This is a genomic window from Paenibacillus filicis (genome assembly GCF_038070315.1).
GTDB classification, from domain to species: domain Bacteria; phylum Bacillota; class Bacilli; order Paenibacillales; family NBRC-103111; genus Paenibacillus_G; species Paenibacillus_G filicis.
The window spans coordinates 25,371-50,096 of sequence record NZ_JBBPCC010000027.1; the positions used below are offsets into that span (position 1 = coordinate 25,371).

The window sequence follows — 24,726 nt, forward strand, 5'->3', positions numbered from 1 at the left end:
TCTTGTCCTGATGAATCGCTTCGGCTGCAAAGGCAGAAGAATGGAGCAAGCCCACTTACACCGTCTGCAAAATAAACTTATCGACCACGTGCTTGACGCCGTCTTCATTGTTGCTCAGTGTCACATAATCTGCGATCGCCTTCAGCGGATCGACGGCATTCGCCATAGCGACACCCAGTCCTGCCGTCTCCAGCAGCTCGCGGTCGTTGTAGCTATCGCCTACAGCGATAACCTGCTCGAGCTCCAGACCGAAATGCCCCGCCAGATGGGCCAGCGCATGCCCTTTGGTGCCTTCCGGATGCATAATCTCGAGGAAGTGGGGCTTGGACTTCGTAATATGTACCTGGGTGCCGAGCAGCTCGCGCAGCTCCTGAGCGACCCGGTCCAGCTTGTCTGGATCGTCAATGATCAACAGCTTGAACGAAGGCGTATCGGCCAGCGCATCGAACTCAGGCTCGACGATAAATGGAATTTTGGACAGCTTCCCATAAGCGACGGCTTTATCATTGCTCTCCCGTACATACAGCTGATCGTTTATATAAGTTTGCAGATGCAGCTCATTTTCTTTGCAATAAGCGAAAATAGCGCGCGCAGCCGTCTGAGGCAAATACCGCTCATACAGCACTTCGCCGCCCAGCGCGGTTTTCACCAGCGCACCCTGATACGTGATCAGGGGTACGTTTAAGCCGAGCTGTGAGGCGATGTTATTAGCCGAAGCATACATGCGCCCGGTAGCGAGCGTCACCACGACATCCTTGGCTAGCGCATCCCTGAGCGCCTGCTTCGTTCCTTCCGTGACCTGGTTCTCGTCATTGACCAGCGTATCGTCAATATCGATCGCAATCATTTTATACATGCTGTCTCCACTCCCATGTCTCTAATTGCTTTCATTATATGCCTAGGCGGGGACGGATGGCAATCGCCGGCTGCTGAGGCGGCTGTGTGAGAGGAATGGCATCACATTAACTTTGGATGAAAAACAGCCTCGTAAAACTTGATGGATAGCTCCAAGTCGGTAACCGAGAAAAAGCAAATGATTCATGCTTCCGATGTTCACGGGCAGGTTCCTTTGCTATACTGGGATAAGTGTTTATTCGGCCATGGGCCGACAGAAACTAGCATATGGGGTGGTATGTAATGAAGGCTTACTTGGACCTGCTTCAAGATATATGGGATAACGGCGTGGAGAAAGAGGACCGCACCGGGACAGGGACGATTTCCGTATTCGGCCGTCAGCTACGAGTGGACTTGCAGCAGGGTTTTCCGCTGTTGACCACGAAGAAGCTGCATACGAGATCCATTGTGCATGAGCTGCTATGGTTTTTGAGCGGCAGCACCAATGTGAACTATTTACGTGAGAATGGTGTCACCATCTGGGACGAGTGGGCCGATGAAGAGGGCAATCTGGGTCGTGTATACGGTGCCCAGTGGCGGACCTGGCAGGGGCCGAACGGACAAGTTATCGACCAGATTACGAATGTGATCCGTCAAATCCGCACCAATCCTGACTCGCGGCGTCATCTGGTCAGCGCATGGAATCCGGCCGAGGTGGACTCCATGGCGCTTCCGCCTTGTCACTATGCATTTCAATTCTATGTAGCGAATGGGCGGCTGTCTTGTATGTTCCATATGCGGTCGGTCGATACGTTCCTGGGGCTGCCGTTCAATCTGGCCTCCTATGCGCTCTTGACCCATATGGTCGCTCAGCAGTGCGATCTGGAGCCAGGAGAGCTGATCTGGAGCGGCGGCGATGTGCATATCTATTCGAATCATAAGGAACAGGTGCAGCTTCAACTGACTCGGGAGCCGCATCCGCTGCCTGCATTATCGATCAAGCGCAAGCCGGAATCGATCTTCGGCTACAAGTTCGAGGACTTCGAATTCGTCGGCTACCAGTCGCATCCTGGCATCAAGGCACCGATCGCTATCTAAGAGGAGACGCTATGACTATATCCTATATACTCGCGATGGATGAAGCCCGGGGCATCGGGTATCACAATCAGCTGCCGTGGCATCTGCCCGCAGACTTGAAGTTTTTCAAGCGCACGACGATGGGGAAGACGATCCTGATGGGACGCAAAACGTATGATTCCATCGGCAAGCCGCTGCCTGGACGCCTGAATGTCGTCCTGACGCGGGACAGTGAATTTCACGCAGAGGGGTGCACCGTCATCAGCTCTGTGACGGAGGCGGCCCAGCTCTATGGGCGCGGCGGAGAGCGGGCGGACGAGGAATTATTCGTCATTGGAGGGGCTGAGGTATTCCGGCTGCTCCTGCCGTATGCGGACCGGCTGTACATCACGGAAATCCGGCATACGTTCCCGGCGGATACGTTTTTCCCGGAGCTTGAGCAGGGAGACTGGCGCGAGGTATCCCGGGAGACGGGCATACGTGATGAGAAAAATCCGTATGACTATGACTTCGTCTTGTACGAGCGGGCACGTCGGGGTTAGGCACGTCGCTTAGCCTCATAGCCTTGGGGCGCAGAAGTCTTCGCACTCCGCCTGAGCTGGCAAGAGGCTGCTGCTAGCCGAATTGGAAGCCCCGAGCGGTTCCGTTCCGGCACAAGGAATGAAACCGCTCGGATTCGCGCATCTTAATCTCGGAACCCCTAAACGGATCGAGAGGAAGATGCCCTATGACCGATGTGAAGCAACATCAGATGCCTCTGAAGCATGTTGTTGACAATGCGGAGAAGGCGATCCAGATCGCCAAGGATGCCGAGATGGCTGTCCAACACGCCCAGCTGGAGTCGAACCCGCACAAGCTCGCAGCCGCACTGGCGGAGCTGGAGGCGGCCCAGCATGCGCTAGGCAAAGCGGCAAGCCAGTTGGATGCGCAGGATCACGAGCATTACGGACAGGAGCTTGTGCAGGTCCAGGATCAACTGAATGAGGCCCAGCAAAGTCTGGATGTGACTGCTTCGAATACGCACCTGCCCAAGCAGGTTCGCTAAGCGGTAAAAGGGTGCGCCCCCCAGGGGAGACGCACCCTTTTTGCTGTTGAATAACGGAATGAACGAATTCCTGTATAGGCTTCTAACCATTGACTCCGGGTACTTCGTCTGCGTCCAACTAATTAGACCGCTTGCGTTAGCTGATGGAGCGTAATGAGCATGAGTGTGAGCACACCGCTGAACAGGGTGTATTTGATTGCTTTAACGGAAGAAGTCATAACAGCTCTCTCCTTTGCCGGTAGGTTGGGTTTACTTCTATTGTACCGCAAGCGGGAAGGCAGACGTGTTAAGGTTTGATGAACGCCGTCTGTTCCGGGCTTGTCGTCACAATCGGTGCAGGTTATTCGCGGCTCCGCATGGAGCGCAGCTCCCGGAGGGAATAAAAGGTTCCCCGCCAGTAGATGCCGCCCTGGCTCAGCGTCAGCAGGACGGAACGCAAGACGACATAGACGAGCAGCAGGATGGTAGCGGGCAGCGCGACAAGCTCGCGTCCGCCCTCTCCGGTGATGGAGCGGATCAGTAGCAGATAGACGATGAGCAGCAGCAGCGCTGAAGCGCCGAAGCCCCACGCCGCCCATCCGGGAGCCCACAGCCAGCCGACCAGCGGGAGGAAGAACAGCAGCAGTTGACCGAGGATGCCCAGCCCTGCCAGCCACAGCCGGTAGCCGAAGCCGGAGAACAGGTTCTTCTCCAGGCCGCGTATCGCCTCCGGCAAATTTTTATACCATTCGACTTCGATATGCGAGGCTCCAGAGGCCAGCCGCTGCCGCAGCCTGAGGCGCTTTACCCTGCGGCCCAGCTCCAAGTCATCGTCCGGTCGCATGGCGAAGTCCCGGTGCGTGCCGATCTTCTCATAGGCCTTGCGAGTCATCATATTGAAGGCTCCGACGCCCATCCCGTGCTCATGCTGGAGGTCGTCGTTGGACCGCCAGGGGCGGATGTACAAACATAACGTGAAGAAAAAATATTGAACGAAGGCCTTCAGCCAAAATCCGCGGGTTGTCATTCTCGGCGCAAGCGTCAGATGGTCCGCGCGTTCCTGCTGCAGATAGGCCACCGCATCGGACACGGCATCGGGTGCGAAGAGCACATCCGCATCCGTGAATAGCAGAATACTGCCTCTGGCCTGGGCGTACCCTTGGTAGAGCGCATGATTCTTGCCGATCCAGCCTGAGGGCAAGCTGGTGATGTGAATGATGCGGAGCGGAATGGCGATGCCGTCCCGGCTCTCCGACCAGTTCCTCAGCTCATCGAGCTTCGATCCGGTGGCGTCCTGCGAGCGGTCGTTGACCGCGATGATCTCCAGGCGCGGATAGGTCTGGTTCAACAGATGCTTGACCGTATCGGCGATGGTGGATTCTTCTTCCTTGGCTGCGATAATGACGGAAACCAAGGGATAATCAAACAGCGCCTGCTTCCGGGCCAATTCCTCCCTGGGATCGCCCGAGGGCGACATGCGCCGGATTAAGGTCTGTAAGGCCGTATTACCCGCAAAATGGGGCAGTGAAAACATCCAGCGCCGCGAGCGCAGCGTATCCCATAGCATAAATAGCCAGTAGCCAAGCGCGCACAGCGACAGGAGGCCGATCAGCTTCATGAGCGACACCTCAATCTGTTCCCGGGGTTTGTCCGCATTATAGCATGCTCCGCTCCGCTTCAACAAATGGTTGCCTCCTCCCTCGCACCTACAGTATGCTAACAGGTACATAAAGGGCCTGGACGGGCGCACTCCCGGCGTGCAGGCCTTCGAAAAAATTGCGCTAAGAGCAGGTGACAGATCATGGGGGAAGAAACGGTCCAGCCGTTGTTTCGAAAAAAGGTAAAAGCGGAGGAGCTGCCGGAATTTCTGCAGATGATCCGAGAGCAGGGTGCTACGGGAGAGGAGCTGCTATTCGTCTGCGTCGGCACGGACCGCTCGACAGGGGATGCGCTTGGCCCGCTAGTCGGCTCGCTCCTGGAGGAAGCCGGCTATCCGCAGGTGATCGGCACGCTGGCGCATCCGCTCGATGCGAGCAATCTGCGGGAGAGGCTGGATACCGTACCTGCGGGCCGGATCGTGCTGGCAGTCGATGCCTGTCTGGGTCAAAGCGCATCGCTGGGCTGCTATCAGGTATCCAATCGGCCGCTCGCCCCGGGCAGATCGGTCGGCAGGCAGCTGCCGCCAGTCGGGACGTATTCGATTGCGGCCATCGTGAATGTGGACCAGGGACAGAAATATGCGCTGCTGCAGAGCACCTCGCTGTATCTGGTCATGAATATGGCCAAGGAGATTGCCTCGTCCATCCGCAGCGTCTTTCCGCTGTCCTCCGTCCGTGGACAGGGCGAACAGGGGGGAGCCTCATGAGAGAATTAGGCGGAAGGGAAAGCGGACATGGCTATCAGCCGCGCGGGGGCCGGGCAGAGTGGAAGGACGTTCCGATGTCCCGTGTATACGGACTGTTCCGCTCTTACCGCTGGCCGCTAGCCGCCATCCTGGGGCTGGCGCTGCTGGGCGGGGTGATCGGCCTCGTGCCGCCGCTGGTCATGAAGGAGATCATCGACCATGCGCTGCCGGAGAAAGACCAGATGCAGCTATTGATCCTGGTGGCGCTGATGGTGCTGCTGCCGCTGGTCAGCGGGTTTCTCGGCGTCTGGCAGAACTACCAGAATACCAAAGTAGCCCAGGGGGTTATGCGGGATTTGCGGCAGTCGCTGTTCGCCAACCTGCAGCGGCAATCGATGGGTTTTTTCACAGATGCGAAGTCGGGTGAGATCATCCAGCGGCTGACGGGCGACGTCCAGGCAGTCCAATCCATTGTCTCGACACTGATCGTCTCTACGGTGACGCAATCCGTGATTGTCGTGACGAGCGTCTGTATTTTGTTCACCCTGGACTGGCAACTGGCGATTCTAGCGATCGTGATCCTGCCGATCTTCCTGCTCCCGGTCCGGCGCGTCTCTGCAGTCCGGAAGCGGCTGCGTCTCGAGACGCAGCGGGTGCGAGGGGAGATGTCCGCCAAGCTCGGGGAAATTTTCGGTGTATCGGGCGCTCTGCTGACCCGTATTTTCCAGCGTGAGCCAGCGCAGCAGCAGCAATTCGGCGAGATGAATGAGCGGGTGATGGACTTGGAGCTCCGCCTCAATCTTGTAGGCCGCTGGTTTGGGATGGTGATCGGGGTATTGGGTCCACTCGGCACGGCGCTCATCTACCTGTATGGAGGCTGGAAGGTGATCCAGGGAACGATGACCATCGGGAGCATCGTGGCCTTCGCGGCCTACCTTGGCATGCTGTACGGACCGGTGGGCACGCTGCTTAACCTGCGGGTGGAGCTCGGGACGGTGCTTGGCGTCTTCCAGCGGCTGTTCGAATACGAGGATCTCGTGCCGGAGATTGCGGACCGACCGGGCGCCCGTGAGCTGGGTGTTGCAACGGGGCATGTGGAGTACAGCCGCGTCGCGTATGCGTATCAGCCGGGGCAATACGCGCTGAGGGACGTCACGTTCACGGCGTATCCCGGTGAGGTTGTAGCCATCGTCGGGCCGAGCGGTGCCGGCAAGTCGACGCTGATCGGCATGCTGGCCCGGCTCTATGACCCGACGGAAGGCGCGGTCAAGGTGGATGGCGAGGATATCCGCGGCCTGACCGTAGAAAGCCTGCGATCGCAGATCGCCTTTGTTACGCAGGAGTCTTTCTTGTTCCATGATACGGTGCGGGAAAATCTGCTGTTTGCCCGGGCTGGGGCGTCTGCCGCCGAGCTGGAGGAAGCCTGTATGAAGGCCTACGTTCATGACGTGATCACATCGCTGCCGGAGGGCTACGATACGACGGTCGGTGAGCGGGGCCACCGGTTGTCCGGCGGCGAGCGGCAGCGGCTTGCGATCGCACGCGCCATTCTGAAGGACCCGCGGATTCTCATTCTTGACGAGGCGACCTCACATCTCGATTCGGAATCCGAAGCCTTCGTGCAAGCAGCGCTCGACAAGCTGATGGTCGGCCGCACGACACTGGTGATTGCCCACCGGCTGTCGACGATACTGGCCGCTGACCGGATTATTGTGCTGGAGGACGGCACAGTAGCCGAAGAGGGCCGGCATGAGGAGCTGCTGCAGGCGGGAGGCCTGTATGCACGGTTATTCCGCACACAGTTTGCCAAGGCGGAGAGTCATGCCTAGCGGATAGACTTGCGAAACAGCTCGGGCTAGCCTAACGTCAGGCTTCCGTAAATAAACCCCAAGAATGGCGGAGAGCTCCGCTGAATCTTGGGGTTACAGGCGTTTCCCGTCAGGCGACCAGCTTCAGACCGATGGCCGATCCCAGCACCAGGGTAATAAACAGAATACGCAGACCACTCTTAGGCTCACCGAAGAAGAACATGCCGACGAGCGCTCCGCCGGCAGCGCCGACTCCGGTCCAGATGGCATAAGCCGTACCCATCGGCAACGTTTGCATCGCCAGAGTCAACAGTGCGAAGCTTACCCCGAAACTGGCGATAAGCATCAGGAGAGAGGTTACCTTGCGGTCCCGGTTAAGTTTATTGATCATCGCGACGCCGAGAATTTCACAGAAGCCCGCGAGGATGAGCAGCACCCAGTTCATATCGTCTTCACTTCCTTAGCTTCAGGCTTATCCTTGGTCACCATCTTCAGTCCGATAACGCCGATTAGCAGAACGGCGATCAGGGCGAGCTTGGCGATGTTGAGCGGCTCCCCGAAGAACAAGACCTCCGAAAGCACAGTACCAGCCGTGCCTAGTCCGACAAATACGGCGTAGACCGTACCGACAGGCAGTGTGCTCGAAGCACGGATCATGCCGTAGAAGCTGATGATGATGGCAATAATCGTACCGGTCCAGGCCAGAGCGTTGTCGGCATGCTTGAGTCCGCTGACCCAAGCTACCTCGAACAAGGCCGAGATCACGACAAGAATCCATTGTTTATTCATGAACGTTCACCTTTTATGCCTGATTATGTTTAGGATGGCATATCCCTTTCCAGAAAATAAGCCAGACAGCGTCCAGTTTGGCTTTCCAGTCTTCGCGACGGTAATAATAATTTTGCAGGAAGAGTCCGTCCATCACGCAATAGAAGGAAGCCCGCAGATTATCCAGGGATTCCCGGCGGATCTGTTCTGAGCCCATCCCTTCCTCGAAAATCTTGTCCAGCGCCGTATGCATCACTTCCTCAGAACCTACGAACTGTGCGCGCAGCTGCTCCTCCAGCGCTGCAGGAGGGAACAGCATAGCCCGCTTCAAGAAGGTCACTTGTTCATGACCGAGCAGGTAGCTGTCACTGCCACCCTCAAGAATCGTTCGCAGCTTTTCCCAGACGGGAAGTCCATCGAGCTGTGAGATCAGCTCCTGCATGCGACGGTTATGCTCGGTGAGGCAATCCTTCATGACAGCGAGGAACAAGTCATCCTTGCTCTTAAAGTGTGCATAGATCGACGGGGTTTTAATCCCGACAGCGGCGGCGATTTCAGACAAAGGCGCTCCGTCATACCCGTTGCGGGTGAACAATTGAAGAGCAGCCTCCTTAATACGTTCAGAAGTCATCAGCAGCACTCCTTTTTTTGCTAACTAACGTTAATTAGGTAAGTGATAATAGTAGGTATCTTACCTGATTCCCATTGCTTTGTAAAGAGGCAGACAAGCTCAGGAAAAAGTTCACATTCCGGTTCGTCCGCATATATATAGGGTAATCTTTATCAAGCATCTCTCGGGAGCGTAAGGAAAGGAGCTAATGCGATGCAGCCTGTTCACCATAGGAATCTAAAGGATGAGAGCGGCCGGATTTATTGCTGCTTGCGAAATAAAGTCGTGAAGCTGGACGACCGGCAGGAGCATGAATTTTGCCGGGGGTGCAGCATGTTTGCAGGCGATGCGGAGGGACAGGGGGTCGATTGTGTTTGGGAAGATCTTCGTCCTGTGGCGTCTCCGTATGTGGTTCGTGATCCGGCCAAGGAGTGGCTCAGCAATCAGACGAGGCATATCTGGCCGCCGATCAATCATCTGTCTACTCTGATGGTTGTTCCCAACTGAATCCTGGCGCAGGGCAGGGGAACCGGAGACAATTGTCGAACTGAGAAAGGGAGAGGCTCGCTTCCGCTTATGGATGCGACCCCTCCCTTTTGTTCATCAGAACAAATCCCAGAGCTGCTTCCCGATCAGCAGCGTCGTCACAATAATAAACAGCGGCTTCACATAGGCGGCTCCCTTGCGGATGGCGAGCTGGGACCCTGTTAACGCGCCGAGGATCATCGCCGCTCCCATCGTCAGCCCGTAGCCGATATGCACGGAGCCGAGTAGGAGAAAGGCCGTCAGGCTGGCGATATTGCTGGCGAAGTTCAGTACCTTGGCATTTGCCGAAGCCCTCACGAAGTCATAGCCCATCAGCAGGAAGACGAAGAGCAGGAACGAACCGGTACCCGGTCCGAAGAAGCCGTCGTAGAAGCCAATGGTGAAGGCAGCCGTTCCCAATAGCGTTCGGGTGGCCAGCGTCATCGGCCGGAGCTGTCCTGTCCCGTCCCAGCTTTTCTTCAGCAGGGTGTAGATCAGAATGCCGAACAGCAGGGTGACGACGAGCGGACGCAGGAACGAGGAGGGCAGCAGATGAACCGTATACGTGCCGAGCGACGATCCGAGGAGGGCTAGCGGGAATAGGGAGAGCGCCATCCTCTTGTCGATCTTGCCTGATTTCAGAAAGGAAAGCATGCTGGTGAGTGAACTCAGGGTGCTCCCCAGCTTGTTCGTACCAAGGGCGACGCTGGGCGGAAGTCCAGCCAGTAGCAGAGCGGGGAGGGAAATCAATCCGCCTCCCCCGACAACGGAATCGATAAAGGCCGCGACGAAGCCGACGCCGAGCAGAAACAAAAGCATATCCAAAGCGGGCCATTCCATGATGTATATCTCCTTAACCGAAGGTCCAAAGCAATAGATTCAGTATAGGGAAAGGGCGTCTTTTGCACAATACGTTCCAGCGAAATAACGTGATGAACCAAGGGAGGCCATGGTGTGGAAAGAAAGACTCAGACTAGAACTGCGATCGTCGCGGGCGCAACCGGTTTGGTGGGGCGCGAGCTTGTCCGGCTGCTGCTTGCACATCCCTCGTATGCCCGGGTTGTCGCGCTGGTCCGTCGCGAATCGGGCAGATCCCACCCGAGGCTCATCGAGCACCGGATAGCTTTCGACCGGCTGGAAGCCGAGACGGACGGGCTGCTGGAGGGGGCGGACGTCTTCTGCGCGCTCGGCACGACGATCAAGAAAGCAGGCAGCCAGGAAGCGTTCAGACGCGTGGACTACGAGTATCCGCTGGCGCTAGGCAGGGCTGCCAAGCGTGACGGCGCTGCCAGGCTCCTGATCGTTTCGTCCATGGGGGCCGACTCCCGGTCCAAATTTTTCTACAGCAGGGTGAAGGGGGATATCGAACGGGACCTGACGGCTCTGAAGCTGCCTCATCTGGTCATTCTCCGTCCCTCCTTGCTGCTAGGGGAGCGTGAGGAGAAGCGTCCGGGCGAGCATGCAGCCGCTGCTTTGTACAGACCCCTCGGCGCGCTGATGGTCGGACCTCTGGCCAAATACAGGGCGATTCCCGCCAGTGCAGTGGCAGAAGCGATGCTGCGTGCCGCCGCTTCGGGCACGACTGCCGTGGAGGTGCTGGAATCCGACCGGATCGCCGCGCTTGCAGCGGCTTCCACGTAGACGCTGCCCTGGCAATGCGGAAGAGGCCGATGCAGCGTGCATCAGCCTCCGAACGATTCCCGGAACGCGCGGGATAAGGCTTCTTGTTCCACATCCCAGAGGGCCGCGATGTCGGCGCAGACATTCTCGTCGAACCAATCCGCCAGCAGCTTGCGGTTGCTGCCGTTCTCCGCAATGTAAGGAAGATTCGCCATCACCCTGCGGAAATATAGATCGTCCGCCCCGTCAATCTGCTCGGGGGGGACGTAGCGTCCGAGCTTCTTGCGTGCCCGGTACAGCTCGCGGCTGCAGGTACGGCGAATTTGCCGGGCCGATGGCAGCGGCTTCTGGTGCTTCATGTGATTTCCCGGATTCATGCGGCATCACCCACTCCTTCTCTCCCTATGCTATGCATGGGTCGGGTCGGGTGTACCGCGTGCGGGCGAATTCATGCCGGGCAGCGGAGCCAGGGAAATGGTGACTGATCCTATAGCCTCGAGCCGCCGGCTCATGCTGGCGGATCTGATGGATTGGCCTAGGAAGAAGGGGAGCAAGGCTGCTGAACCGCAGCCCTGCTCCCCTTTGTATGGAGTGCAGGTACAACAGGAGCTGGCGTTAACGACCGGTATCGGTCGCGGCAGCGCGGCGTGGCTTGGCTTCCAGCAGCACCGTTATCCCGTAGATGACCAGAAAGACAATCATGATACCAGCCGACATCCGGTACATCCAGGCATATCCGTTGCCTGCTGCGATGCTGCCAAGCAGCAGGGAGCCGAGGGCGATGCCCAGGTCAATCGAATTGTAGAACGCGGCATTGGCGGAGCCGCGACGCTCGGGACGCACGGACTTCACCATCCAAGCCTGCAGCGAGGGCTGCAGCATACCGTACCCACAGCCGTAGCACACGGCTGAGACGATCAGAGCAGCAAGCCCGTGCGTATAAGACAGGCAGACGAGTCCGATCATCACGAGCACGGCCGCAGGGGGCAGGACAGCGCGGTGGCCGCGGCTGTCGAACAGCTTGCCGGCGATGGGGCGCACGAGTATGACAGCCGCCGCATTGAACAGGAAGAACCAGCCGACATTGGACAGATGGGCTTCCTTGCCATACAGCGCGAGGAAGCTGATCAGGCCACCGTAGGTAATGGACAGCAGCATGCTCAGCAGGAACGGCATCAGCATATCCCGGCTGATCTGCCGCTTGCCGATGCGGCCGGTTACATCCTGTGGCGCCGGTATCGTCTGCGCAGGTGCAGGCGCACTTTGCGCGGCAGAGTTGGCCGCTGCCTCAGGCGTCAGAGCGTGCGCTGGACGCTTAGTCCGGATGCCCAGCACCAGAGGGACGATCAAGAGGCCGAGCACCGTTGCAACGGCGATCAAGGTGCCGAAGCCGTAGGCATCGAGCAGCCACAGCCCGATCAGCGGAGCCAGCGCCATGGAGAAGCCGGTAGACAAGCCGAAATATCCCATTCCCTCGCCGATCCGCTTCATCGGGATGATATCCGATACCATCGTACCGTAGGTCGTGCTGGCGACGCCGAAGCCGATTCCGTAGAGAAGGCGGATTCCCAGAAACAACAGGAAGGTGCCCGCCGCGTAGAAGCTCGATGTCGACAGTACGTAGAAGGCGAGCCCGAACAGCAGAATGGCTAGGCGCGGTCCGGTCTTCAGAAGGCGTCCTGCGAAGATCCGGGCGATGATGGCGGTCAGCGCAAATAAGCTGATGACCAGGCCGACATCGAACTGGTTGGCGCCGAATGCATCCGTCACGTAAGACGGCAAGGCCGGTGTAATCATCTGCAGATTCAGATATAGCAGCAGATTACTTAGTGTCAGCAGAATGAAATCCCGGGTCCATAGCCGGGGTTCGTCCGGAGAGGCTATGCGGTTCATGAGCGCCCGCCCCCTTCCAGCAGCGACTCAAGCCGGCTGTGCAGGCTTAATAGCGTTTGCCGGAGCTGATCCAGCTCGGAGCTGTCGATATCACCGAATATATCCTGTACAACCCCTTGCTCGATAGGGATCAGCAATTCCGTCTTGTTGCGGCCAGACGGCGTCAGAAAGACGAGAAAGGAGCGGCGGTCCGTAGGGCTCATCTCCTTGCGCACCAGCTCTTTGCGAATCAGCAGGTCCAGAATGCGGGCCGTCGTCGGCTGGTCCTTTACCGTACGTTCGGCTATTTCCTTTTGGCTGATCCCGTCCGTTTGGTACAGCCGGTGCAGCACGGAAAACTGCTCGGTGGTCATATCATGCTCCCTGAGCCGCATGGCGAACACATTGGACATCTTGCGGTACGTCTGGCCGATGATAAAGCCGATCGATAAAGAATTTAAGTCGGACTGCATAGGGCACCTCTGTTCTGCAATTTACTTGTTGCAACAATTATATGTGTAACAACCAATAAAGTAAATACCTTCTGTGCGTGGCGACGCGTAAAGAGGTTCTGATGTCTGGAAGGATGCCGCGTACTTGTCAGGATGCGGGCGGAACAGGCTTATGATAGAATAGAGTGGGCCTGGAAAGGTGATCCACTCCCACCAGACCTATCATTTTCGTAGGATCAATCAGAAGTCGAAAGGGAGAGACTGCGTATTTATGAGTGAGCTGCTGCATCAATGGATTCAAGCTGCGCTTCAGTTCATCGAAGGACTGGGCGTATGGGGCATCCTGATCGGACTTATGCTGGAAGTTATCCCTAGTGAAATCGTGCTGGCGTACGGCGGGTATCTCGTATCCCGCGGAGAAGTTTCGCTGATTGGAGCGATCGTATTCGGTACGATCGGCTGCCTGGCCCAGCAGTTGATTTTGTACGGACTGGGCCGGTACGGCGGACGGCCGGTACTCGACAAGTTCGGCAAATACCTGCATCTGAAGAAAAAACATCTGGATATTGCGGAAAATTGGTTTAACCGGTATGGACCGGTTATGGTGTTTCTGGCCCGTTTCGTGCCCGTGCTGCGCCAGGCGATCTCGATCCCTGCTGGTATGGCCAGGATGGGTCTGGGCACCTTCATGTTCTACACGACGCTCGGTACGATTCCTTGGGCGATTTTGTTCGTCTATCTGGGACGGACCCTCGGCAATAACTGGGAACAGATCGACGAGCTCGCAGGTCCTTATGTGAAGCCGCTGCTGTACGGAGCAGTGATCCTGGCTCTCTTGTATGTGCTGTGGAAATGGCTTATCCGCCGTTCGGCCCGGCGCCGGACACCGGCTGCGCCTGTGCAAGACCAACCGGCTGATACTCCCCGGTCTGGCGGACTCGGCGATACCCGAAGCGGCTTGGCCCAGCAGCTGAATTATATCGGCGGCGCTTATCGCGTGCTGCATGGCAAGCGCGTCAAGAGCAGCGGAAGCCCGCAGGTGATCGATCATCTCGTGATCGGTCCGAATGGAATTTTCCACATCAGCGTCAACCCCGCATCGGGCGAGATCCGTCTGGACGGACCGGGGTCCGCAACGGAAGATTCGGCTGGCGCCGATCTGACCGCTCCGTTGTACCGGCATGAATTTGTGCTGAAGGAGCTGCTCAGGGAGCATAAGCTCCGTGCCGATGTCGTCGGCATCGTCTGCTTCACGAATCCGGACAGCCGCCTGGTCGGCACTGCTAAGGCATTCGTCGCACTGGGAGCGGACCGGGTCGTATCCCATATCCAGAATCACCGGCCGACACGGACTTTGAGTCCGGCGGACGTAGCTTCCATCGAGCAGCTGATTTTGGAGAACAGCGAATAAGGGGTTCCCTTGAAAAGTGTTTCCGTTTCTTGACTGCAGCAAAAGGCAGGTTGGAGCGGGAGCGCTTTTTTTGGTACAATAAACCATAGTAAGCCAGTCTAAGGAGGATGAAACCGAGCATGAGTAAAAATTTGAGCAGCAAGCTGAATAAAGGATTGTCTCCTGAGCAATTCATTCAGGCGATGACTAAGAACCAAGATAAATTCAATGAGTGGTACGATGCCTTCACGTGGGCGAACGATGAGGACAAGGAGTTCTTCGAATCGCTGAACAACCGTGACGACCTGCGGTGCCTGATCTTGTCCGCTGACTGGTGCGGCGATGTCATCCGCAACGTACCGGTTGTGTTGCGCGCCCTGGAAATCTCGGGTATCCCGACAGAGCTGCTCATCAAGGAAGAGCATCCCGATGTGATGGAGCAGTTCCTGACCCTGGGCGGCGAGGCGATTCCTATCGTCATCTTCACCGACTTCAGCGGCTTCGTCCTGGGCCAATGGGGACCGCGCCCGGCTCATGTTCAGGCTGTCATGACCAAGTTCAAGCAGGAGAACCCGGACCGTGAAGCCACGGATTATCAGGACAACATCAAGGTTGCCCGTGAGGAAATGGGACGTCAGTACGGAGAAGGCACCGGCTATCAGGCTGTGATCGTCAAGGAACTTCGCGACCTGATCTCGACATTCTAAGCGATGACTGCCGAACTGCAACCTCTCAAAGTCGAAGTCTTTCAGCTGGGTCCGATCCAGACGAATGCCTATCTGCTGACCGTTCCGGGAGAGAAGAAGGCCGTCGTCATCGATCCTGGGATGAATCCGGGCCCGCTGATGAAGCGTGTAGCCGATCTGGAGGTCGAAGCGATTCTGCTGACGCATGCTCACTTCGATCATATGGGCGGCGTGGACGAGCTGCGCAAGGCCAAGGGCTGCCCGGTCTATCTGCATGACGCAGAGGCCGACTGGCTGACCGATCCGAAGCGTAACGGCTCGGCACGCTGGCCGGAGATCGGCGCCCTGATCACGACCGATCCGGCCGAGTTCGCACTGGACGACCGCCAGCAGCTGAAGCTGCTGGGACGCACGTTCCAGGTGATGCATACACCGGGCCATTCGCCGGGCAGCGTCAGCTTCCTGCACGGCAATCTGCTGTTTGGCGGCGACGTGCTGTTCCGCATGTCGGTCGGCCGGACGGACTTGCCGGGCGGCAACCAGCGGGATCTGATGGATTCGATCCACGGCAAGCTGTTCGAGCTGCCGGATGACACGGTCGTCTATTCGGGACACGGCCCGAAGACGACGATCGGATACGAGCGCGAGCATAATCCATACGTATAAGGAAGGCCCGGAGGGGACGAAGCGATTCGTCTGGCTCCGGGCTTTTTGTTGCTGCTATTCTGCCAGGGGCAGAAGCAGGGATGGGAGACTGCTGCATCCGGGACACCTGTCGCAGCAGGGCGGATGTCTATTTTCCGGGCATTCTGGGTGAATACCGTGTTCGGGCTAGGTACATCACCATAGACTGATGTTGTGTTCGATGTGATAACACAAGAAAAATTGGCCCGGAGCAAGCGGGCAGCGAACGACGGAAGCCGGACTAAAGCCTGGCTTTCGCACAACTCACGGAGGTGTCCATCTATGGAAAATGTTCAATCGATGATGCACGGCCCTAATATGCACATGCCCAATGTTTCTCCAGCCGTTTCTCCAGCTATGACGCAGCCCATGCCTGCTGCCCCGATCAATGTCCATGCCAGCTACGAAGAAATCAACATTTACGCGCCCAAGAAGCATCATCATCACCACCACCACATGCACCACATGCCTGTAGCGGTTTCTCCTGTTCATACAGGTCCCCGTATGAACGTTGCTAGCATTCTGGTGCTGTATATCCTGCTGGTCATTATTCTCCGCAGCTTCCCCCGCTGTTAACGGACCGGTCTAAGGCAGCACCAAGGTTTCCGTCCCGGTAAGCATAGCCGGCACGGCACCGAGCGGCCGGTCACAAGGCTCCCGTTCTGCCAGCTGCTCCGCGGCTGCGGGAGCCTTGCGAAAGGTACCAACATGTTGAAGGATTCACAGCAGCCTAGAACATATACATGGTTGTACATAGATTAACGGGTGTTGCAGAGCGAGTGGACGCATGGCTTGGGAGGACGCAAACTGAAGGGCAAGGAGATGACGGTAGCGATCACGGCAGGGGACGATGCGAGCGCCTACGAGGCAGGCGGTGTGCACCAGTATGCGCATAGCGAGCTGCTGCGGCCTTTTCAGACGACGGTTAATGGGGCAGGGATACGGTGCTGTACAAGCCCCTAAGTAATAAGTGGCAATCCATGAAGTCAGCGATGATCAGTGGGAGCAGTAGGCCAGCCCAATAAGCTGACTACATGCAGGAAAAGTCGCTATACATAAATTGGATATTGCAGAAAGTCGCCGTGATTCATCCGTGATGTTCGCTATCCGCTATCACCGCAAGCTCGCGGGGGATGGTCGTTTGACGATCCGGCTCTACGTTCCAATGCCATCCGCCGGGAGATATGAGTGCCAAGTTTTTATTGACGGAAGGTTGACAGCGGGAAAAAGTCGATCTATACTTTAAACAAATGTTTAATTAAAACAAACGTTTAATTAATTACTGCAAAAAAAAAGGAGAGATACCCATGCTTCATGCTTTACAAGCGTATTTAAAGAAGCCGGCCACTATTATTGGGATTATGCTGCTTCTAATGTTTCAAGTTATTTTCAGCATCATCTGGATGACGGGCTACAGTGGAATCAATGACAATACGAGCAAGCTGTCGATTGCAATCGTCAATGAAGACCAGGGAGCTGGTGCCAAGCTGAGCGAACAGCTCGCATCGTCCCTGCCGTTCCATATGGTCACGGGAATAAGTCTGGAGGAGGCGCAGGCGAGTCTGGACCGTCGCGAGGTGCAGATGGTGCTGCAGGTGCCTGCAGATTTCTCTAAGCAGCTCCAAAGCCAGGGGCAGCAGGCTGAGCTCCGCTACACGATCAATGAATCCAATCCGATGATGATCAAGAGCGTGATGCAGAGCGTCGCTGCTGGAATTACGGCATCTGTCGGCCATCAAGCTACGATTCAAGGTACGGAAGCGGTGCTGAAGCAAGCGAATGTGCCGGCGGCACAGGCTCAGGGTATCGCCCAAGGCGTCGTGGGTAAAGTCAAGTCGAACCTGACGTATACGAATCCGGTTCAAGGCATGAACAACCAGATGGTACCGATGATGATGGTACTTGCTTCGTTTGTCGGTGCCATGATTATGGGGATGAATCTTCAGCAGGCGACGGACATGATCGGGCCAGGTATCCCGAGATGGAGCAAGTTTGGCGCTCGCGTCGTCATTAACGTCAGCTCTGCGATCGTCGTCTCCCTGGTCGGATCGGCTCTGATCGCCGGGCTGGGGGGCCAGCATGCCGGAGGCTTTCTTTCCGTCTGGCTGTTCCAGGCATTATTCCTGCTAACCTTTATGTTCTTCGCTCAAATGTTCCTGATCGTCTTCGGCATGGCGGGGATGCTGTTCAATATGACGCTGCTGTCGCTGCAGCTGGTTACCTCCGGGGCCATGGTTCCGCGTGAGCTGCTGGGCGGCTTCTATCAAGGATTAAGTCCTTACCTGCCGGCGACCTATGCGGTAGACGGCTCGATGAATCTGCTGTTCGGAGGTCCGAGCGTTGCTTCTGACGTTCTCTCACTGACGGTGATTCTCGCAGCATCCGTTCTCGTCAGCCTGACTGCGACGGGACTTCGCAAGCAAGCGGCCCGTGCGGGAGCACCTGCCGCGGTTCCTGCCGGACCGAACATTCCTGCGAATTGAAACACATACCTTTTGTTCAAGGAAAGCCTGGCTTAGCGGAGGAGGCATCTCGTCTGCGCCGGGCTTTGGCCTTGCGGGAGACTTGCCTATCCGTGACCGAGCTTCCATAATAGGATGTACATGATCACGTGAGGAGATTAAACCATGGCTACATCTGATTCCGATATGAAGCTGCGCATTCTGACAGCGGCCAAGAAATTGTTTGCGCGGCAAGGCTATGACGGCACCAGTGTCAGACAAATCTGCGAGGAGGCCGGAGCGAATGTAGCGCTTGTCTCCTATTATTTCGGAGGCAAGGAAAATCTGCTGCGTGCGTTATTTGAACAGTTTTTTGCAGGCAATAAGATGAAGGATAATGAAGAGCTTCTGTCGAGACCTGTAGAGGGACTCGCGCTGCTCATCCGGGAAATTATCCTCTTCGGGCTGGAGGACGGGGAGATGGGCAACATCGTCAAGCAGGAGCTTGAGCGTAGTTCCCCGCGAACAGAGATTGTGCTCGTCTATGTGAGTCCGGTATGGAAAAAGATACGCGACCTGCTGCAGCAGGGCCGTGAGCAGGGCTTCTTCTCCTTCGATTCGCTGGACCATACGCTGACGTTTGTCATGGGCGCCGCGCTGTCGTTCAAGTGGCATACCGCCCGCAGCAGCCTGATGGAGGTAACAGACTACGACTCTGGAGTGACTGCTGATCATATCGTCAAGCTCGTCATGACTTCCTTGCGAGCACCCGGTACAAAAGCCTAAGCCAAACGGGCACGGGCGGCATACGCTATAGGAGCCTATAGCTTTGTGATGGAAGGTGAGCGCAGATGATGAGCAGGATTCCCGGTGTCATCCGGAATGTCAATGAAGGCCTCGATGAGCTGAGAGGAACCATGGACAAGGTAAACTCGCTCTTTCAGACGGCTGAGCAGATGTCCCCGGTGCTGATGCAGATCGCGCAGGTGGTTGCAGAGGTTCGGGAGCGAGCCAAGCCGGCAAGCCGCCCGCTTCGATTAAGCGAGGCATCCGGGCGCTCCAGCGGCGGACGCAGGACGCGTTCCCGCCGCTCTGCCGGACGGCGGCAAGCGCCAAGCAAGCGATGAAGCGGTGAGCCAGGCTATGCGGGACGTGAGAAGAGGCACAATGCTGCGTCAGGTAGAACCTGGCGGGAGAAAGCTGACCGAGCGACGGCCTGCGGGCTCGCAGCAGAACAGCGGTACCCGGAAGACCAAACAGGAGGAGGTAACGCCCGGCGAAAGCGCGCGGGATAGGCTTCCTCTTTTTGCTGTCCTGGAGCATACCTCTTGGGTACCGCCGGCATACTTTTTCTGACATGGATAAGCTTGGCAATCGCGGTACACAGGCTTATACTAAGTAGGGACTGGGCATCGTTGTCCGCCCTACATTTTCCTACATAAAGGAGCCGGTTTCCATGGCCTTAATGGAGTGTCACTTTTTTTCCGAAGCGCTTGGAATGTCTACCTCGATGAATGTTATTTTGCCGCAGCAAACCCGCAGCCAGATTGGCTTGGAGGGGAAGAGCAGCACAGACAAGCATCCGGTGCTGTTTCTGCTGCACGGACTGTCGGATGATCACACGATATGGCTGCGCCGCACATCGATCGAGCGCTATGTCGCTTCGCTGGGTCTGGCCGTTGTCATGCCGAATGTGAACCGCAGCTACTATCAGGATATGGCCTATGGCCTGGCTTATTGGACCTTTATCAGCGAGGAGCTGCCGGCGCTCGCCAGAAGCTTCTTCCCGTTGGCGGAGGAAAGGGAGAAGACGTTCGCCGCCGGGTTGTCCATGGGCGGTTATGGAGCGATGCGGCTTGGACTCAGTCATCCGGAGCAATTCGGTGCAGCGGCGAGCTTGTCCGGCGCGCTCGATGCAGTCCGTGTGGCACGTGAGCGTCTGAGTCCGGCAGAATCGTCGGCCATCTTCGGGCCTCTCGATGAGGTCGCAGGCAGCTCGCGGGATTTGCTTCACCTGCTGCAAGGCGTGGAGGCGTCTGAGGGACCGAAGCCGAAGCTGTATCAATGCTGCGGCACCGAAGATTTTCTGTATCAGGACAACCAGCGCTTCAGAGAAGCGGCGCAGGGGACCGGCCTGGATTACACGTACGAGGAGCATCCCGGCATTCATAATTGGGATTATTGGGATTTTACCATTCAGCAAGTGCTGAAATGGCTGCCCTTGGAACGCAAGGAATAGATGACTGTGACAGACCTCCGTTTTGCCTGATCGGCAGACGGAGGTTTTTTGTATGGTTTCCTCCGCCCGCGAAGGGGTACTAGGGCAAGTTAGTACTACGGAGCAGGCATCCCGCCAAGTTACAATAGATCCAGGTCATCCGGAGGAATCAGGATTGGAGGCTATGGCGATGAAAAAGGGAATCGTGCTGCTTCTGCTGGCGGCCATCTGTGTGTGGCAATATGTCAGTACCGGTAGCCCCGATCAGGACCCTTATCTGATCACCGACTACAGCAGGCTCCATCCGGTCAAGGTGGAGAAGGTAGCCATCGGCCGGGAGGAGGAGCAACTGGCCGCTCTGCTGCAGGAGGCCAGGGAGCGGAATCTGACCGTGTCCATCGCCGGTCAGCGTCACAGCCAAGGAGGGCATACGTACTACAAGGACGGTATCGTGCTGGACATGACCTCGTTTAACCGGATCCTGGCTTTGGACCCTATCGCCAAAACCATACGCGTGCAGGCCGGAGCGACCTGGAAGGAGATCCAGGACCGGATCAATCCATATGGCCTGTCCGTCAAGACGATGCAGTCGCAAAACATCTTCACCGTAGGCGGCTCCATCAGCATCAATGCGCACGGCCGGGATACCCGCAATGGGTCGATGATCAAGAGCGTGGAGTCGTTCCGGCTGCTGACGGCGAAGGGAGAGATTCTGGAGGTGAGCCGCGAGCAGCATGCGGAGTGGTTCCCCTATGTGCTTGGCGGCTATGGGTTATTCGGCATTATTCTCGATGTGACGCTGTCACTGACGGAGGACGAGGTCTATAGAACCGGCATGCAGCAGGTGCAGGTAAAGGATTATCCGGATTACTTCAAGAGGAGGGTACTTGGCGACCCGGATGTCCATATGCATCTTGCGCGGATCTCGGTAGCGCCGGAGAGCTTCCTGACCGATATGTACGCGATCAATTACAAAACGGACCGAGAGGTTCCCTTGCGGGAGAAGCAGACCTTGTCCGATCGGGAAGCCTGGGTGATCCCGGCCAAGCTGGCGTTCCAGCTTAATCGCTCCTCAGACTGGGGCAAGCAGTTGTTCTGGGGCTGGCAGGAGAAGTATTTCGCCGCGCAGCAGGGAGCCGTTATCAGCCGCAACAATGCGATGCGCTCGGAGTCAGCCTTTATGAATTACAATGCTCCGGGAAGCAATGATCTGCTGCAGGAATATTTCATTCCGCCGGACCAATTCGCCGAATTCGTTGACGGTCTTCGCAGTTTGCTGCTGGACGAGGAAATGAATCTGCTGAATATTACGGTCCGTTATGTGAACCGGGACGAGGAGGCGGTGCTGTCCTATGCGAAGGAAGACATGTTCGCACTGGTCTGCTTGTTCAACGTACCGCTGTCGGATACGGAGCAGCTCAAGTTCGGGCAGGGCATCCGGCGAGTTATCGACGAGGTGATCCGGCATCGGGGCTCGTATTATCTGCCCTATGCGGGCTATCCGAGCCTTGAGCAGTTCCAGACCGTGTACCCGATGCACCGGCAGTTCTTCGAACAGAAGGAACGGCTCGATCCGGAAGGGCGCTTCATGAATGCCTTCTACGACCAATACAAGGGGGAGTAAGTGATGAAGCTCCAATGGCTAATCCAGTCCCAAAGCATCGTGACGCTGGCGGCGGGTATGGTGTACCCCTATTACCTGCTGTTTCTCAAAAATCTGGGCAACAGCTATTCCAAATACGGCTTGGCCTTCGCTGTGTTCACGATCAGCTCGGCTGCGGTCTCCAGTTGGCTAGGCGCAAGGCTGGACCGCTACGGTCCCCGTATGCTGCTGGCCGGTTCTCTCGGCATGACGCTGGTCATGCTGGCTTTCCCATGGGTGCAGTCCTTCGCGCTTGTTCTGATCCTCCAGCTTATCATGGGCATATGCGCCGCGATGCAAAAAATGAGCGAGCGCTTGCTGCTCGCCGATTACACGGAGAAAGGCGACCGAGGAAGGACCATGGGAACGTATCATTTCTGGACCTCGGCGGCTTCCGGGTTCGCGGTGCTTCTCGGGGGCTTCCTGATCGACTGGTTAACGATCGATGCGCTGTTTTATACAAGCGCGTTGCTGTACGGGTTTAGTTCATGGAGGGTTTGGCGCTATGTTCAGGCTTCCCGCCTGACCGCCTGAAGGACTAGCCACATTTAGCAAAACTATCCGTTTTCAATCTGCCAAAGATGTGATAAAATAAATACGAACCTTTGTTCTTATTTTGTATGTGAAGTGATGAGATCCTACACCGTTTCGGGAGGTAGATACAGGCATGACCTATGACCGGTATTCAGAAATCGATGGAGTGATTGCCTATATTCATCAGAGCATCTCTGAACCGCATCTGCTTACCCGATTGGCCGGATATGCGGGCTATAGTCCGTATCACTTTACACGCATCTTCAAGGAAAGAACGGGCTTGTCCCCGCTTTATTATGTATCCTCGCTCCGCCTGCAGAAGGCGAAGGATCTGCTGCTGCGGACGCATCTGAGCATCCGTGATATCGGTCTGGAGATCGGGCAGCAAAGTCTGGGTACCTTCACGTCCAGGTTTACGGAGCGTGTCGGTGTCACGCCTTCCCAATTCCGCAATTCGGCTCAGCAGACAGATGATCACTTGCACTCCTTGAAAAATCTCAGCGATTGGCATGACCTGCATCCGGCTTCTCAGACATACGGTCGTGTAGAAGGGACCATTGAGGCAGAGGTTCCTTTCGCTGGCTTTATTTTGCTAGGCTTATTCGCCAAGCCGATTCCCGAAGGACTTCCACTATACGGAACACTGCTTTCTTCACTGGGGCATTTTTCTCTGACCGGTGTGAAGCCGGGCACGTATTATTTGATGGCGACCTCTGTGTCCTGGGGCATGCAGGCGATGGATATTCTGCTGCCGCAGACGACATTGCGTACCCGTTCCAAGTCACCGATCCACGTTAAGCCGTTCTCCGCCGTGCCTCATCAGCAGGTGATGCTGTATTTGCCGCGTCTGGACGATCCTCCGATTCTCATCTCTCTTCCTCTGCTGATGAACAATTTCCTGAGCCGGGTATCCCAGCGTCATACAACTAGAGTCCATTAGGCAGGGGAGAATTGAGCGTATATGAGGGATCACTCCCACAGACTAACTGAATGAACCCGGCCTGCTGCAGCGGCGGCCTCTTCGTCATGACCCAATCACGCGGGTAGAGATGATATAATAGGCTCAATCGATCATATATAAGGAAAGAGGAGCGCGCGATGATGAAAGCCCGGCGCATCCGGTACTATGAATTCGGCGAGCCGCAAGATGTCATCAAGGTGGAGCATGCCCTGCTGGAGCTGCCGGCCCCGGGAGAGCTGGTAGTCCGCATGCTGGCTAGCCCGATCAATCCTTCGGACTTGATCCCGATCCGCGGGTCTTACGCTCACCGGATCATGCTGCCTGCCACTCCGGGCTACGAGGGAGTCGGGGTCGTGGAGGAGGTAGGCTCCTCCGTGTCCAGGGAATGGCTCGGCAGACGGGTGCTTCCGCTCCGTGGAGAAGGAACCTGGCAGGAGTACGTAAAGGCTCCCGTGGAATGGGCCGTTCCCGTTCCCGCTGAGATAGACGATTATTCCGCCGCCCAATTGTATATTAACCCGATTACAGCCTGGGTGACGTGTACAGAGCTATTGAGGCTAGCCCGAAGCGGCAAGACACTGCTGGTCAATGCTTGCGGTTCTGCCATCGGCCGAATCTACGCCCAGCTCTCGCAGGTGCTCGGCTTTCGGCTGATCGCGGTGACCCGCAGCGGCCGGCACACGGCCGAGCTGCTCGGGCTTGGCGCGGAGCATGTTATCTGTACGCCTACCGGCTCTTTGTATGAGGCGGTGATGGATCTGACGAGAGGGCGCGGGGCGGATGCCGCCATTGATGCTGTGGGCGGTGCGTCTGGAGAGGAACTGGCTATGTGCGTGAGGACTGGCGGTATGTTCCTGACGATCGGCCTGCTGTCCGGCGAGCCTCTGAATTGGGCGTCGCTGCTGCAGCGAAATCCAGTTCACGCCAAGCTGTTCCATCTTCGTCACTGGAACAGTCAGATCGCCTCGCCGGCGTGGCATGCCACGTTCAGGCATATGATGGAGCTGACAGGCGAGGGCAGGCTTAGGCTTGATAGGCCGGAAGCCATCTATGAGCTGTCAGCCGTGCACGAGGCTGTCCGTACGGCAGCATCGGGTAGCGGGGGCAAGCGGATGCTGACGATGGGGGAACTGCTCCCCGGTCACACTTCGATCTAAGAACGGTACTTCAGATTTCCCACATCTGGAGGAACCGTTCTTTTTTGCATGCAGAGAGCCGAAAAAAACGTGTGAATTG

At 56.9% G+C, this 24,726-nt stretch carries 30 protein-coding genes and 1 pseudogene; 22 read left to right on the forward strand and 9 right to left on the reverse strand.

Annotated features, from left to right (window positions below; genetic code table 11):
• Window positions 1–55: 55 nt before the first annotated feature.
• A complete protein-coding gene (locus WMW72_RS30220) occupies window positions 56–856 on the reverse strand; it encodes a Cof-type HAD-IIB family hydrolase (protein ID WP_341419312.1) in 801 nt (266 codons plus the stop codon).
• Between the two features lie 281 nt (window positions 857–1,137).
• On the opposite strand from WMW72_RS30220, the gene WMW72_RS30225 reads away from it, so the two are divergent.
• The 3 genes from WMW72_RS30225 (at window position 1,138) to WMW72_RS30235 (ending at window position 2,956) form a co-directional block, all read left to right on the forward strand.
• Window positions 1,138–1,932 carry a thymidylate synthase gene (locus tag WMW72_RS30225; RefSeq protein WP_341419313.1) on the forward strand — a complete coding sequence of 265 codons (795 nt, stop codon included), beginning with the start codon at window positions 1,138–1,140 and terminating at the stop codon, window positions 1,930–1,932.
• 11 nt (window positions 1,933–1,943) lie between these two features.
• Window positions 1,944–2,453, forward strand: coding sequence for a dihydrofolate reductase (locus WMW72_RS30230; RefSeq protein ID WP_341419314.1), 510 nt, complete (start codon window positions 1,944–1,946; stop codon window positions 2,451–2,453).
• A gap of 185 nt (window positions 2,454–2,638) precedes the next feature.
• Window positions 2,639–2,956 (forward strand): hypothetical protein, encoded by a 318-nt coding sequence (locus tag WMW72_RS30235; RefSeq protein WP_341419315.1) that lies wholly within the window; start codon window positions 2,639–2,641, stop codon window positions 2,954–2,956.
• A gap of 340 nt (window positions 2,957–3,296) precedes the next feature.
• Here the strand turns inward: WMW72_RS30235 and WMW72_RS30240 are convergent, their stop codons facing one another.
• Complete coding sequence (locus tag WMW72_RS30240) at window positions 3,297–4,619, reverse strand: glycosyltransferase family 2 protein (RefSeq protein ID WP_341419316.1); 1,323 nt, start codon at window positions 4,617–4,619, stop codon at window positions 3,297–3,299.
• A 117-nt stretch (window positions 4,620–4,736) separates the two neighbouring features.
• On the opposite strand from WMW72_RS30240, the gene yyaC reads away from it, so the two are divergent.
• Both yyaC and WMW72_RS30250 read left to right on the forward strand, forming a co-directional pair.
• Window positions 4,737–5,300: a spore protease YyaC gene (gene yyaC, locus WMW72_RS30245; protein ID WP_341419317.1), complete on the forward strand. Its 564-nt coding sequence runs from the start codon at window positions 4,737–4,739 to the stop codon at window positions 5,298–5,300.
• Window positions 5,297–7,108 (forward strand): ABC transporter ATP-binding protein, encoded by a 1,812-nt coding sequence (locus tag WMW72_RS30250; protein WP_341419318.1) that lies wholly within the window; start codon window positions 5,297–5,299, stop codon window positions 7,106–7,108. The genes yyaC and WMW72_RS30250 overlap by 4 nt, the downstream gene beginning before the upstream one ends.
• A 109-nt stretch (window positions 7,109–7,217) precedes the next feature.
• On the opposite strand, the gene WMW72_RS30255 is transcribed toward WMW72_RS30250, so the two are convergent.
• The 3 genes from WMW72_RS30255 to WMW72_RS30265 are packed head-to-tail and all read right to left on the reverse strand — an operon-like array spanning window position 7,218 to window position 8,486.
• Window positions 7,218–7,532 carry a DMT family transporter gene (locus WMW72_RS30255; protein WP_341419319.1) on the reverse strand — a complete coding sequence of 105 codons (315 nt, stop codon included), beginning with the start codon at window positions 7,530–7,532 and terminating at the stop codon, window positions 7,218–7,220.
• A complete protein-coding gene (locus WMW72_RS30260; RefSeq protein ID WP_341419320.1) occupies window positions 7,529–7,876 on the reverse strand; it encodes a DMT family transporter in 348 nt (115 codons plus the stop codon). Before WMW72_RS30260 ends, WMW72_RS30255 begins: the two co-directional genes overlap by 4 nt.
• A 13-nt stretch (window positions 7,877–7,889) precedes the next feature.
• Window positions 7,890–8,486, reverse strand: coding sequence for a TetR/AcrR family transcriptional regulator (locus WMW72_RS30265; RefSeq protein ID WP_341419321.1), 597 nt, complete (start codon window positions 8,484–8,486; stop codon window positions 7,890–7,892).
• A gap of 192 nt (window positions 8,487–8,678) precedes the next feature.
• On the opposite strand from WMW72_RS30265, the gene WMW72_RS30270 reads away from it, so the two are divergent.
• Window positions 8,679–8,972 (forward strand): hypothetical protein, encoded by a 294-nt coding sequence (locus WMW72_RS30270; RefSeq protein ID WP_341419322.1) that lies wholly within the window; start codon window positions 8,679–8,681, stop codon window positions 8,970–8,972.
• 96 nt (window positions 8,973–9,068) lie between these two features.
• On the opposite strand, the gene WMW72_RS30275 is transcribed toward WMW72_RS30270, so the two are convergent.
• A complete protein-coding gene (locus tag WMW72_RS30275) occupies window positions 9,069–9,830 on the reverse strand; it encodes a sulfite exporter TauE/SafE family protein (RefSeq protein ID WP_341419323.1) in 762 nt (253 codons plus the stop codon).
• A gap of 114 nt (window positions 9,831–9,944) precedes the next feature.
• Here WMW72_RS30275 and WMW72_RS30280 point away from each other — a divergent pair, with 114 nt between their 5' ends.
• The gene (locus WMW72_RS30280) at window positions 9,945–10,631 is read left to right on the forward strand and encodes an oxidoreductase (RefSeq protein WP_341419324.1); all 687 of its coding nucleotides are present in this window, start codon (window positions 9,945–9,947) and stop codon (window positions 10,629–10,631) included.
• 41 nt (window positions 10,632–10,672) lie between these two features.
• Here the strand turns inward: WMW72_RS30280 and WMW72_RS30285 are convergent, their stop codons facing one another.
• The 3 genes from WMW72_RS30285 to WMW72_RS30295 all read right to left on the reverse strand — a co-directional run bounded on the left by WMW72_RS30285 (window position 10,673) and on the right by WMW72_RS30295 (window position 12,955).
• Entirely contained in the window at window positions 10,673–10,987 is a 315-nt protein-coding gene (locus WMW72_RS30285) for a dehydrogenase (protein ID WP_341419325.1), read from the reverse strand.
• 238 nt (window positions 10,988–11,225) lie between these two features.
• On the reverse strand, window positions 11,226–12,503 hold the full coding sequence (locus tag WMW72_RS30290) for an MFS transporter (protein ID WP_341419326.1): 1,278 nt from the start codon (window positions 12,501–12,503) through the stop codon (window positions 11,226–11,228).
• A complete protein-coding gene (locus WMW72_RS30295) occupies window positions 12,500–12,955 on the reverse strand; it encodes a MarR family winged helix-turn-helix transcriptional regulator (RefSeq protein WP_341419327.1) in 456 nt (151 codons plus the stop codon). The genes WMW72_RS30290 and WMW72_RS30295 overlap by 4 nt, the downstream gene beginning before the upstream one ends.
• 250 nt (window positions 12,956–13,205) lie before the next feature.
• Between WMW72_RS30295 and uptA the strand changes: the two are divergent.
• From uptA to WMW72_RS30370, 15 genes and pseudogenes are all read left to right on the forward strand, one after another.
• Window positions 13,206–13,802, forward strand: a pseudogene (gene uptA, locus WMW72_RS30300) (undecaprenyl phosphate transporter UptA); the annotation flags it as partial.
• A gap of 30 nt (window positions 13,803–13,832) precedes the next feature.
• The gene (locus WMW72_RS30305) at window positions 13,833–14,345 is read left to right on the forward strand and encodes a nuclease-related domain-containing protein (RefSeq protein WP_341419394.1); all 513 of its coding nucleotides are present in this window, start codon (window positions 13,833–13,835) and stop codon (window positions 14,343–14,345) included.
• Between the two features lie 119 nt (window positions 14,346–14,464).
• On the forward strand, window positions 14,465–15,031 hold the full coding sequence (locus tag WMW72_RS30310; protein ID WP_341419328.1) for a thioredoxin family protein: 567 nt from the start codon (window positions 14,465–14,467) through the stop codon (window positions 15,029–15,031).
• A gap of 3 nt (window positions 15,032–15,034) precedes the next feature.
• The gene (locus tag WMW72_RS30315; protein ID WP_341419329.1) at window positions 15,035–15,676 is read left to right on the forward strand and encodes an MBL fold metallo-hydrolase; all 642 of its coding nucleotides are present in this window, start codon (window positions 15,035–15,037) and stop codon (window positions 15,674–15,676) included.
• A gap of 300 nt (window positions 15,677–15,976) precedes the next feature.
• Window positions 15,977–16,270, forward strand: a complete 294-nt coding sequence (locus WMW72_RS30320) for a hypothetical protein (RefSeq protein ID WP_341419330.1) — start codon at window positions 15,977–15,979, stop codon at window positions 16,268–16,270.
• 189 nt (window positions 16,271–16,459) lie between these two features.
• Entirely contained in the window at window positions 16,460–16,657 is a 198-nt protein-coding gene (locus WMW72_RS30325; protein ID WP_341419331.1) for an NAD(P)H-dependent oxidoreductase, read from the forward strand.
• Between the two features lie 344 nt (window positions 16,658–17,001).
• Entirely contained in the window at window positions 17,002–18,177 is a 1,176-nt protein-coding gene (locus WMW72_RS30330) for a YhgE/Pip domain-containing protein (protein WP_341419332.1), read from the forward strand.
• A 144-nt stretch (window positions 18,178–18,321) separates the two neighbouring features.
• The gene (locus tag WMW72_RS30335) at window positions 18,322–18,921 is read left to right on the forward strand and encodes a TetR family transcriptional regulator (protein ID WP_341419333.1); all 600 of its coding nucleotides are present in this window, start codon (window positions 18,322–18,324) and stop codon (window positions 18,919–18,921) included.
• Between the two features lie 65 nt (window positions 18,922–18,986).
• Complete coding sequence (locus WMW72_RS30340) at window positions 18,987–19,262, forward strand: hypothetical protein (RefSeq protein WP_341419334.1); 276 nt, start codon at window positions 18,987–18,989, stop codon at window positions 19,260–19,262.
• Between the two features lie 25 nt (window positions 19,263–19,287).
• On the forward strand, window positions 19,288–19,491 hold the full coding sequence (locus WMW72_RS30345; RefSeq protein ID WP_341419335.1) for a hypothetical protein: 204 nt from the start codon (window positions 19,288–19,290) through the stop codon (window positions 19,489–19,491).
• A 100-nt stretch (window positions 19,492–19,591) separates the two neighbouring features.
• Window positions 19,592–20,374, forward strand: a complete 783-nt coding sequence (locus WMW72_RS30350; protein ID WP_341419336.1) for an alpha/beta hydrolase — start codon at window positions 19,592–19,594, stop codon at window positions 20,372–20,374.
• 169 nt (window positions 20,375–20,543) lie between these two features.
• Entirely contained in the window at window positions 20,544–21,977 is a 1,434-nt protein-coding gene (locus WMW72_RS30355; protein ID WP_341419337.1) for an FAD-binding oxidoreductase, read from the forward strand.
• 3 nt (window positions 21,978–21,980) lie between these two features.
• Window positions 21,981–22,529 (forward strand): MFS transporter, encoded by a 549-nt coding sequence (locus tag WMW72_RS30360; protein WP_341419338.1) that lies wholly within the window; start codon window positions 21,981–21,983, stop codon window positions 22,527–22,529.
• 133 nt (window positions 22,530–22,662) lie between these two features.
• The gene (locus tag WMW72_RS30365; RefSeq protein ID WP_341419339.1) at window positions 22,663–23,469 is read left to right on the forward strand and encodes a helix-turn-helix transcriptional regulator; all 807 of its coding nucleotides are present in this window, start codon (window positions 22,663–22,665) and stop codon (window positions 23,467–23,469) included.
• 161 nt (window positions 23,470–23,630) lie between these two features.
• A complete protein-coding gene (locus WMW72_RS30370; protein WP_341419395.1) occupies window positions 23,631–24,647 on the forward strand; it encodes a zinc-dependent alcohol dehydrogenase family protein in 1,017 nt (338 codons plus the stop codon).
• Window positions 24,648–24,726 lie beyond the last annotated feature (79 nt).

What these genes read in the sequence shown, in the direction of transcription:
- WMW72_RS30265 (WP_341419321.1), bottom strand. Translation starts at nt 8,486, where the DNA reads ATGACTTCTGAACGTATTAAGGAGGCTGCTCTTCAATTGTTCACCCGC.
- WMW72_RS30340 (WP_341419334.1), top strand. Translation starts at nt 18,987, where the DNA reads ATGATGAGCAGGATTCCCGGTGTCATCCGGAATGTCAATGAAGGCCTC.
- WMW72_RS30275 (WP_341419323.1), bottom strand. Translation starts at nt 9,830, where the DNA reads ATGGAATGGCCCGCTTTGGATATGCTTTTGTTTCTGCTCGGCGTCGGC.
- WMW72_RS30370 (WP_341419395.1), top strand. Translation starts at nt 23,631, where the DNA reads ATGAAAGCCCGGCGCATCCGGTACTATGAATTCGGCGAGCCGCAAGAT.
- WMW72_RS30320 (WP_341419330.1), top strand. Translation starts at nt 15,977, where the DNA reads ATGGAAAATGTTCAATCGATGATGCACGGCCCTAATATGCACATGCCC.
- WMW72_RS30290 (WP_341419326.1), bottom strand. Translation starts at nt 12,503, where the DNA reads ATGAACCGCATAGCCTCTCCGGACGAACCCCGGCTATGGACCCGGGAT.
- WMW72_RS30285 (WP_341419325.1), bottom strand. Translation starts at nt 10,987, where the DNA reads ATGAATCCGGGAAATCACATGAAGCACCAGAAGCCGCTGCCATCGGCC.
- WMW72_RS30310 (WP_341419328.1), top strand. Translation starts at nt 14,465, where the DNA reads ATGAGTAAAAATTTGAGCAGCAAGCTGAATAAAGGATTGTCTCCTGAG.
- WMW72_RS30295 (WP_341419327.1), bottom strand. Translation starts at nt 12,955, where the DNA reads ATGCAGTCCGACTTAAATTCTTTATCGATCGGCTTTATCATCGGCCAG.
- WMW72_RS30365 (WP_341419339.1), top strand. Translation starts at nt 22,663, where the DNA reads ATGACCTATGACCGGTATTCAGAAATCGATGGAGTGATTGCCTATATT.
- WMW72_RS30315 (WP_341419329.1), top strand. Translation starts at nt 15,035, where the DNA reads ATGACTGCCGAACTGCAACCTCTCAAAGTCGAAGTCTTTCAGCTGGGT.
- WMW72_RS30220 (WP_341419312.1), bottom strand. Translation starts at nt 856, where the DNA reads ATGTATAAAATGATTGCGATCGATATTGACGATACGCTGGTCAATGAC.
- WMW72_RS30260 (WP_341419320.1), bottom strand. Translation starts at nt 7,876, where the DNA reads ATGAATAAACAATGGATTCTTGTCGTGATCTCGGCCTTGTTCGAGGTA.
- WMW72_RS30270 (WP_341419322.1), top strand. Translation starts at nt 8,679, where the DNA reads ATGCAGCCTGTTCACCATAGGAATCTAAAGGATGAGAGCGGCCGGATT.
- WMW72_RS30255 (WP_341419319.1), bottom strand. Translation starts at nt 7,532, where the DNA reads ATGAACTGGGTGCTGCTCATCCTCGCGGGCTTCTGTGAAATTCTCGGC.
- WMW72_RS30335 (WP_341419333.1), top strand. Translation starts at nt 18,322, where the DNA reads ATGGCTACATCTGATTCCGATATGAAGCTGCGCATTCTGACAGCGGCC.
- WMW72_RS30230 (WP_341419314.1), top strand. Translation starts at nt 1,944, where the DNA reads ATGACTATATCCTATATACTCGCGATGGATGAAGCCCGGGGCATCGGG.
- WMW72_RS30330 (WP_341419332.1), top strand. Translation starts at nt 17,002, where the DNA reads ATGCTTCATGCTTTACAAGCGTATTTAAAGAAGCCGGCCACTATTATT.
- WMW72_RS30350 (WP_341419336.1), top strand. Translation starts at nt 19,592, where the DNA reads ATGGCCTTAATGGAGTGTCACTTTTTTTCCGAAGCGCTTGGAATGTCT.
- WMW72_RS30355 (WP_341419337.1), top strand. Translation starts at nt 20,544, where the DNA reads ATGAAAAAGGGAATCGTGCTGCTTCTGCTGGCGGCCATCTGTGTGTGG.
- yyaC (WP_341419317.1), top strand. Translation starts at nt 4,737, where the DNA reads ATGGGGGAAGAAACGGTCCAGCCGTTGTTTCGAAAAAAGGTAAAAGCG.
- WMW72_RS30360 (WP_341419338.1), top strand. Translation starts at nt 21,981, where the DNA reads ATGAAGCTCCAATGGCTAATCCAGTCCCAAAGCATCGTGACGCTGGCG.
- WMW72_RS30250 (WP_341419318.1), top strand. Translation starts at nt 5,297, where the DNA reads ATGAGAGAATTAGGCGGAAGGGAAAGCGGACATGGCTATCAGCCGCGC.
- WMW72_RS30225 (WP_341419313.1), top strand. Translation starts at nt 1,138, where the DNA reads ATGAAGGCTTACTTGGACCTGCTTCAAGATATATGGGATAACGGCGTG.
- WMW72_RS30235 (WP_341419315.1), top strand. Translation starts at nt 2,639, where the DNA reads ATGACCGATGTGAAGCAACATCAGATGCCTCTGAAGCATGTTGTTGAC.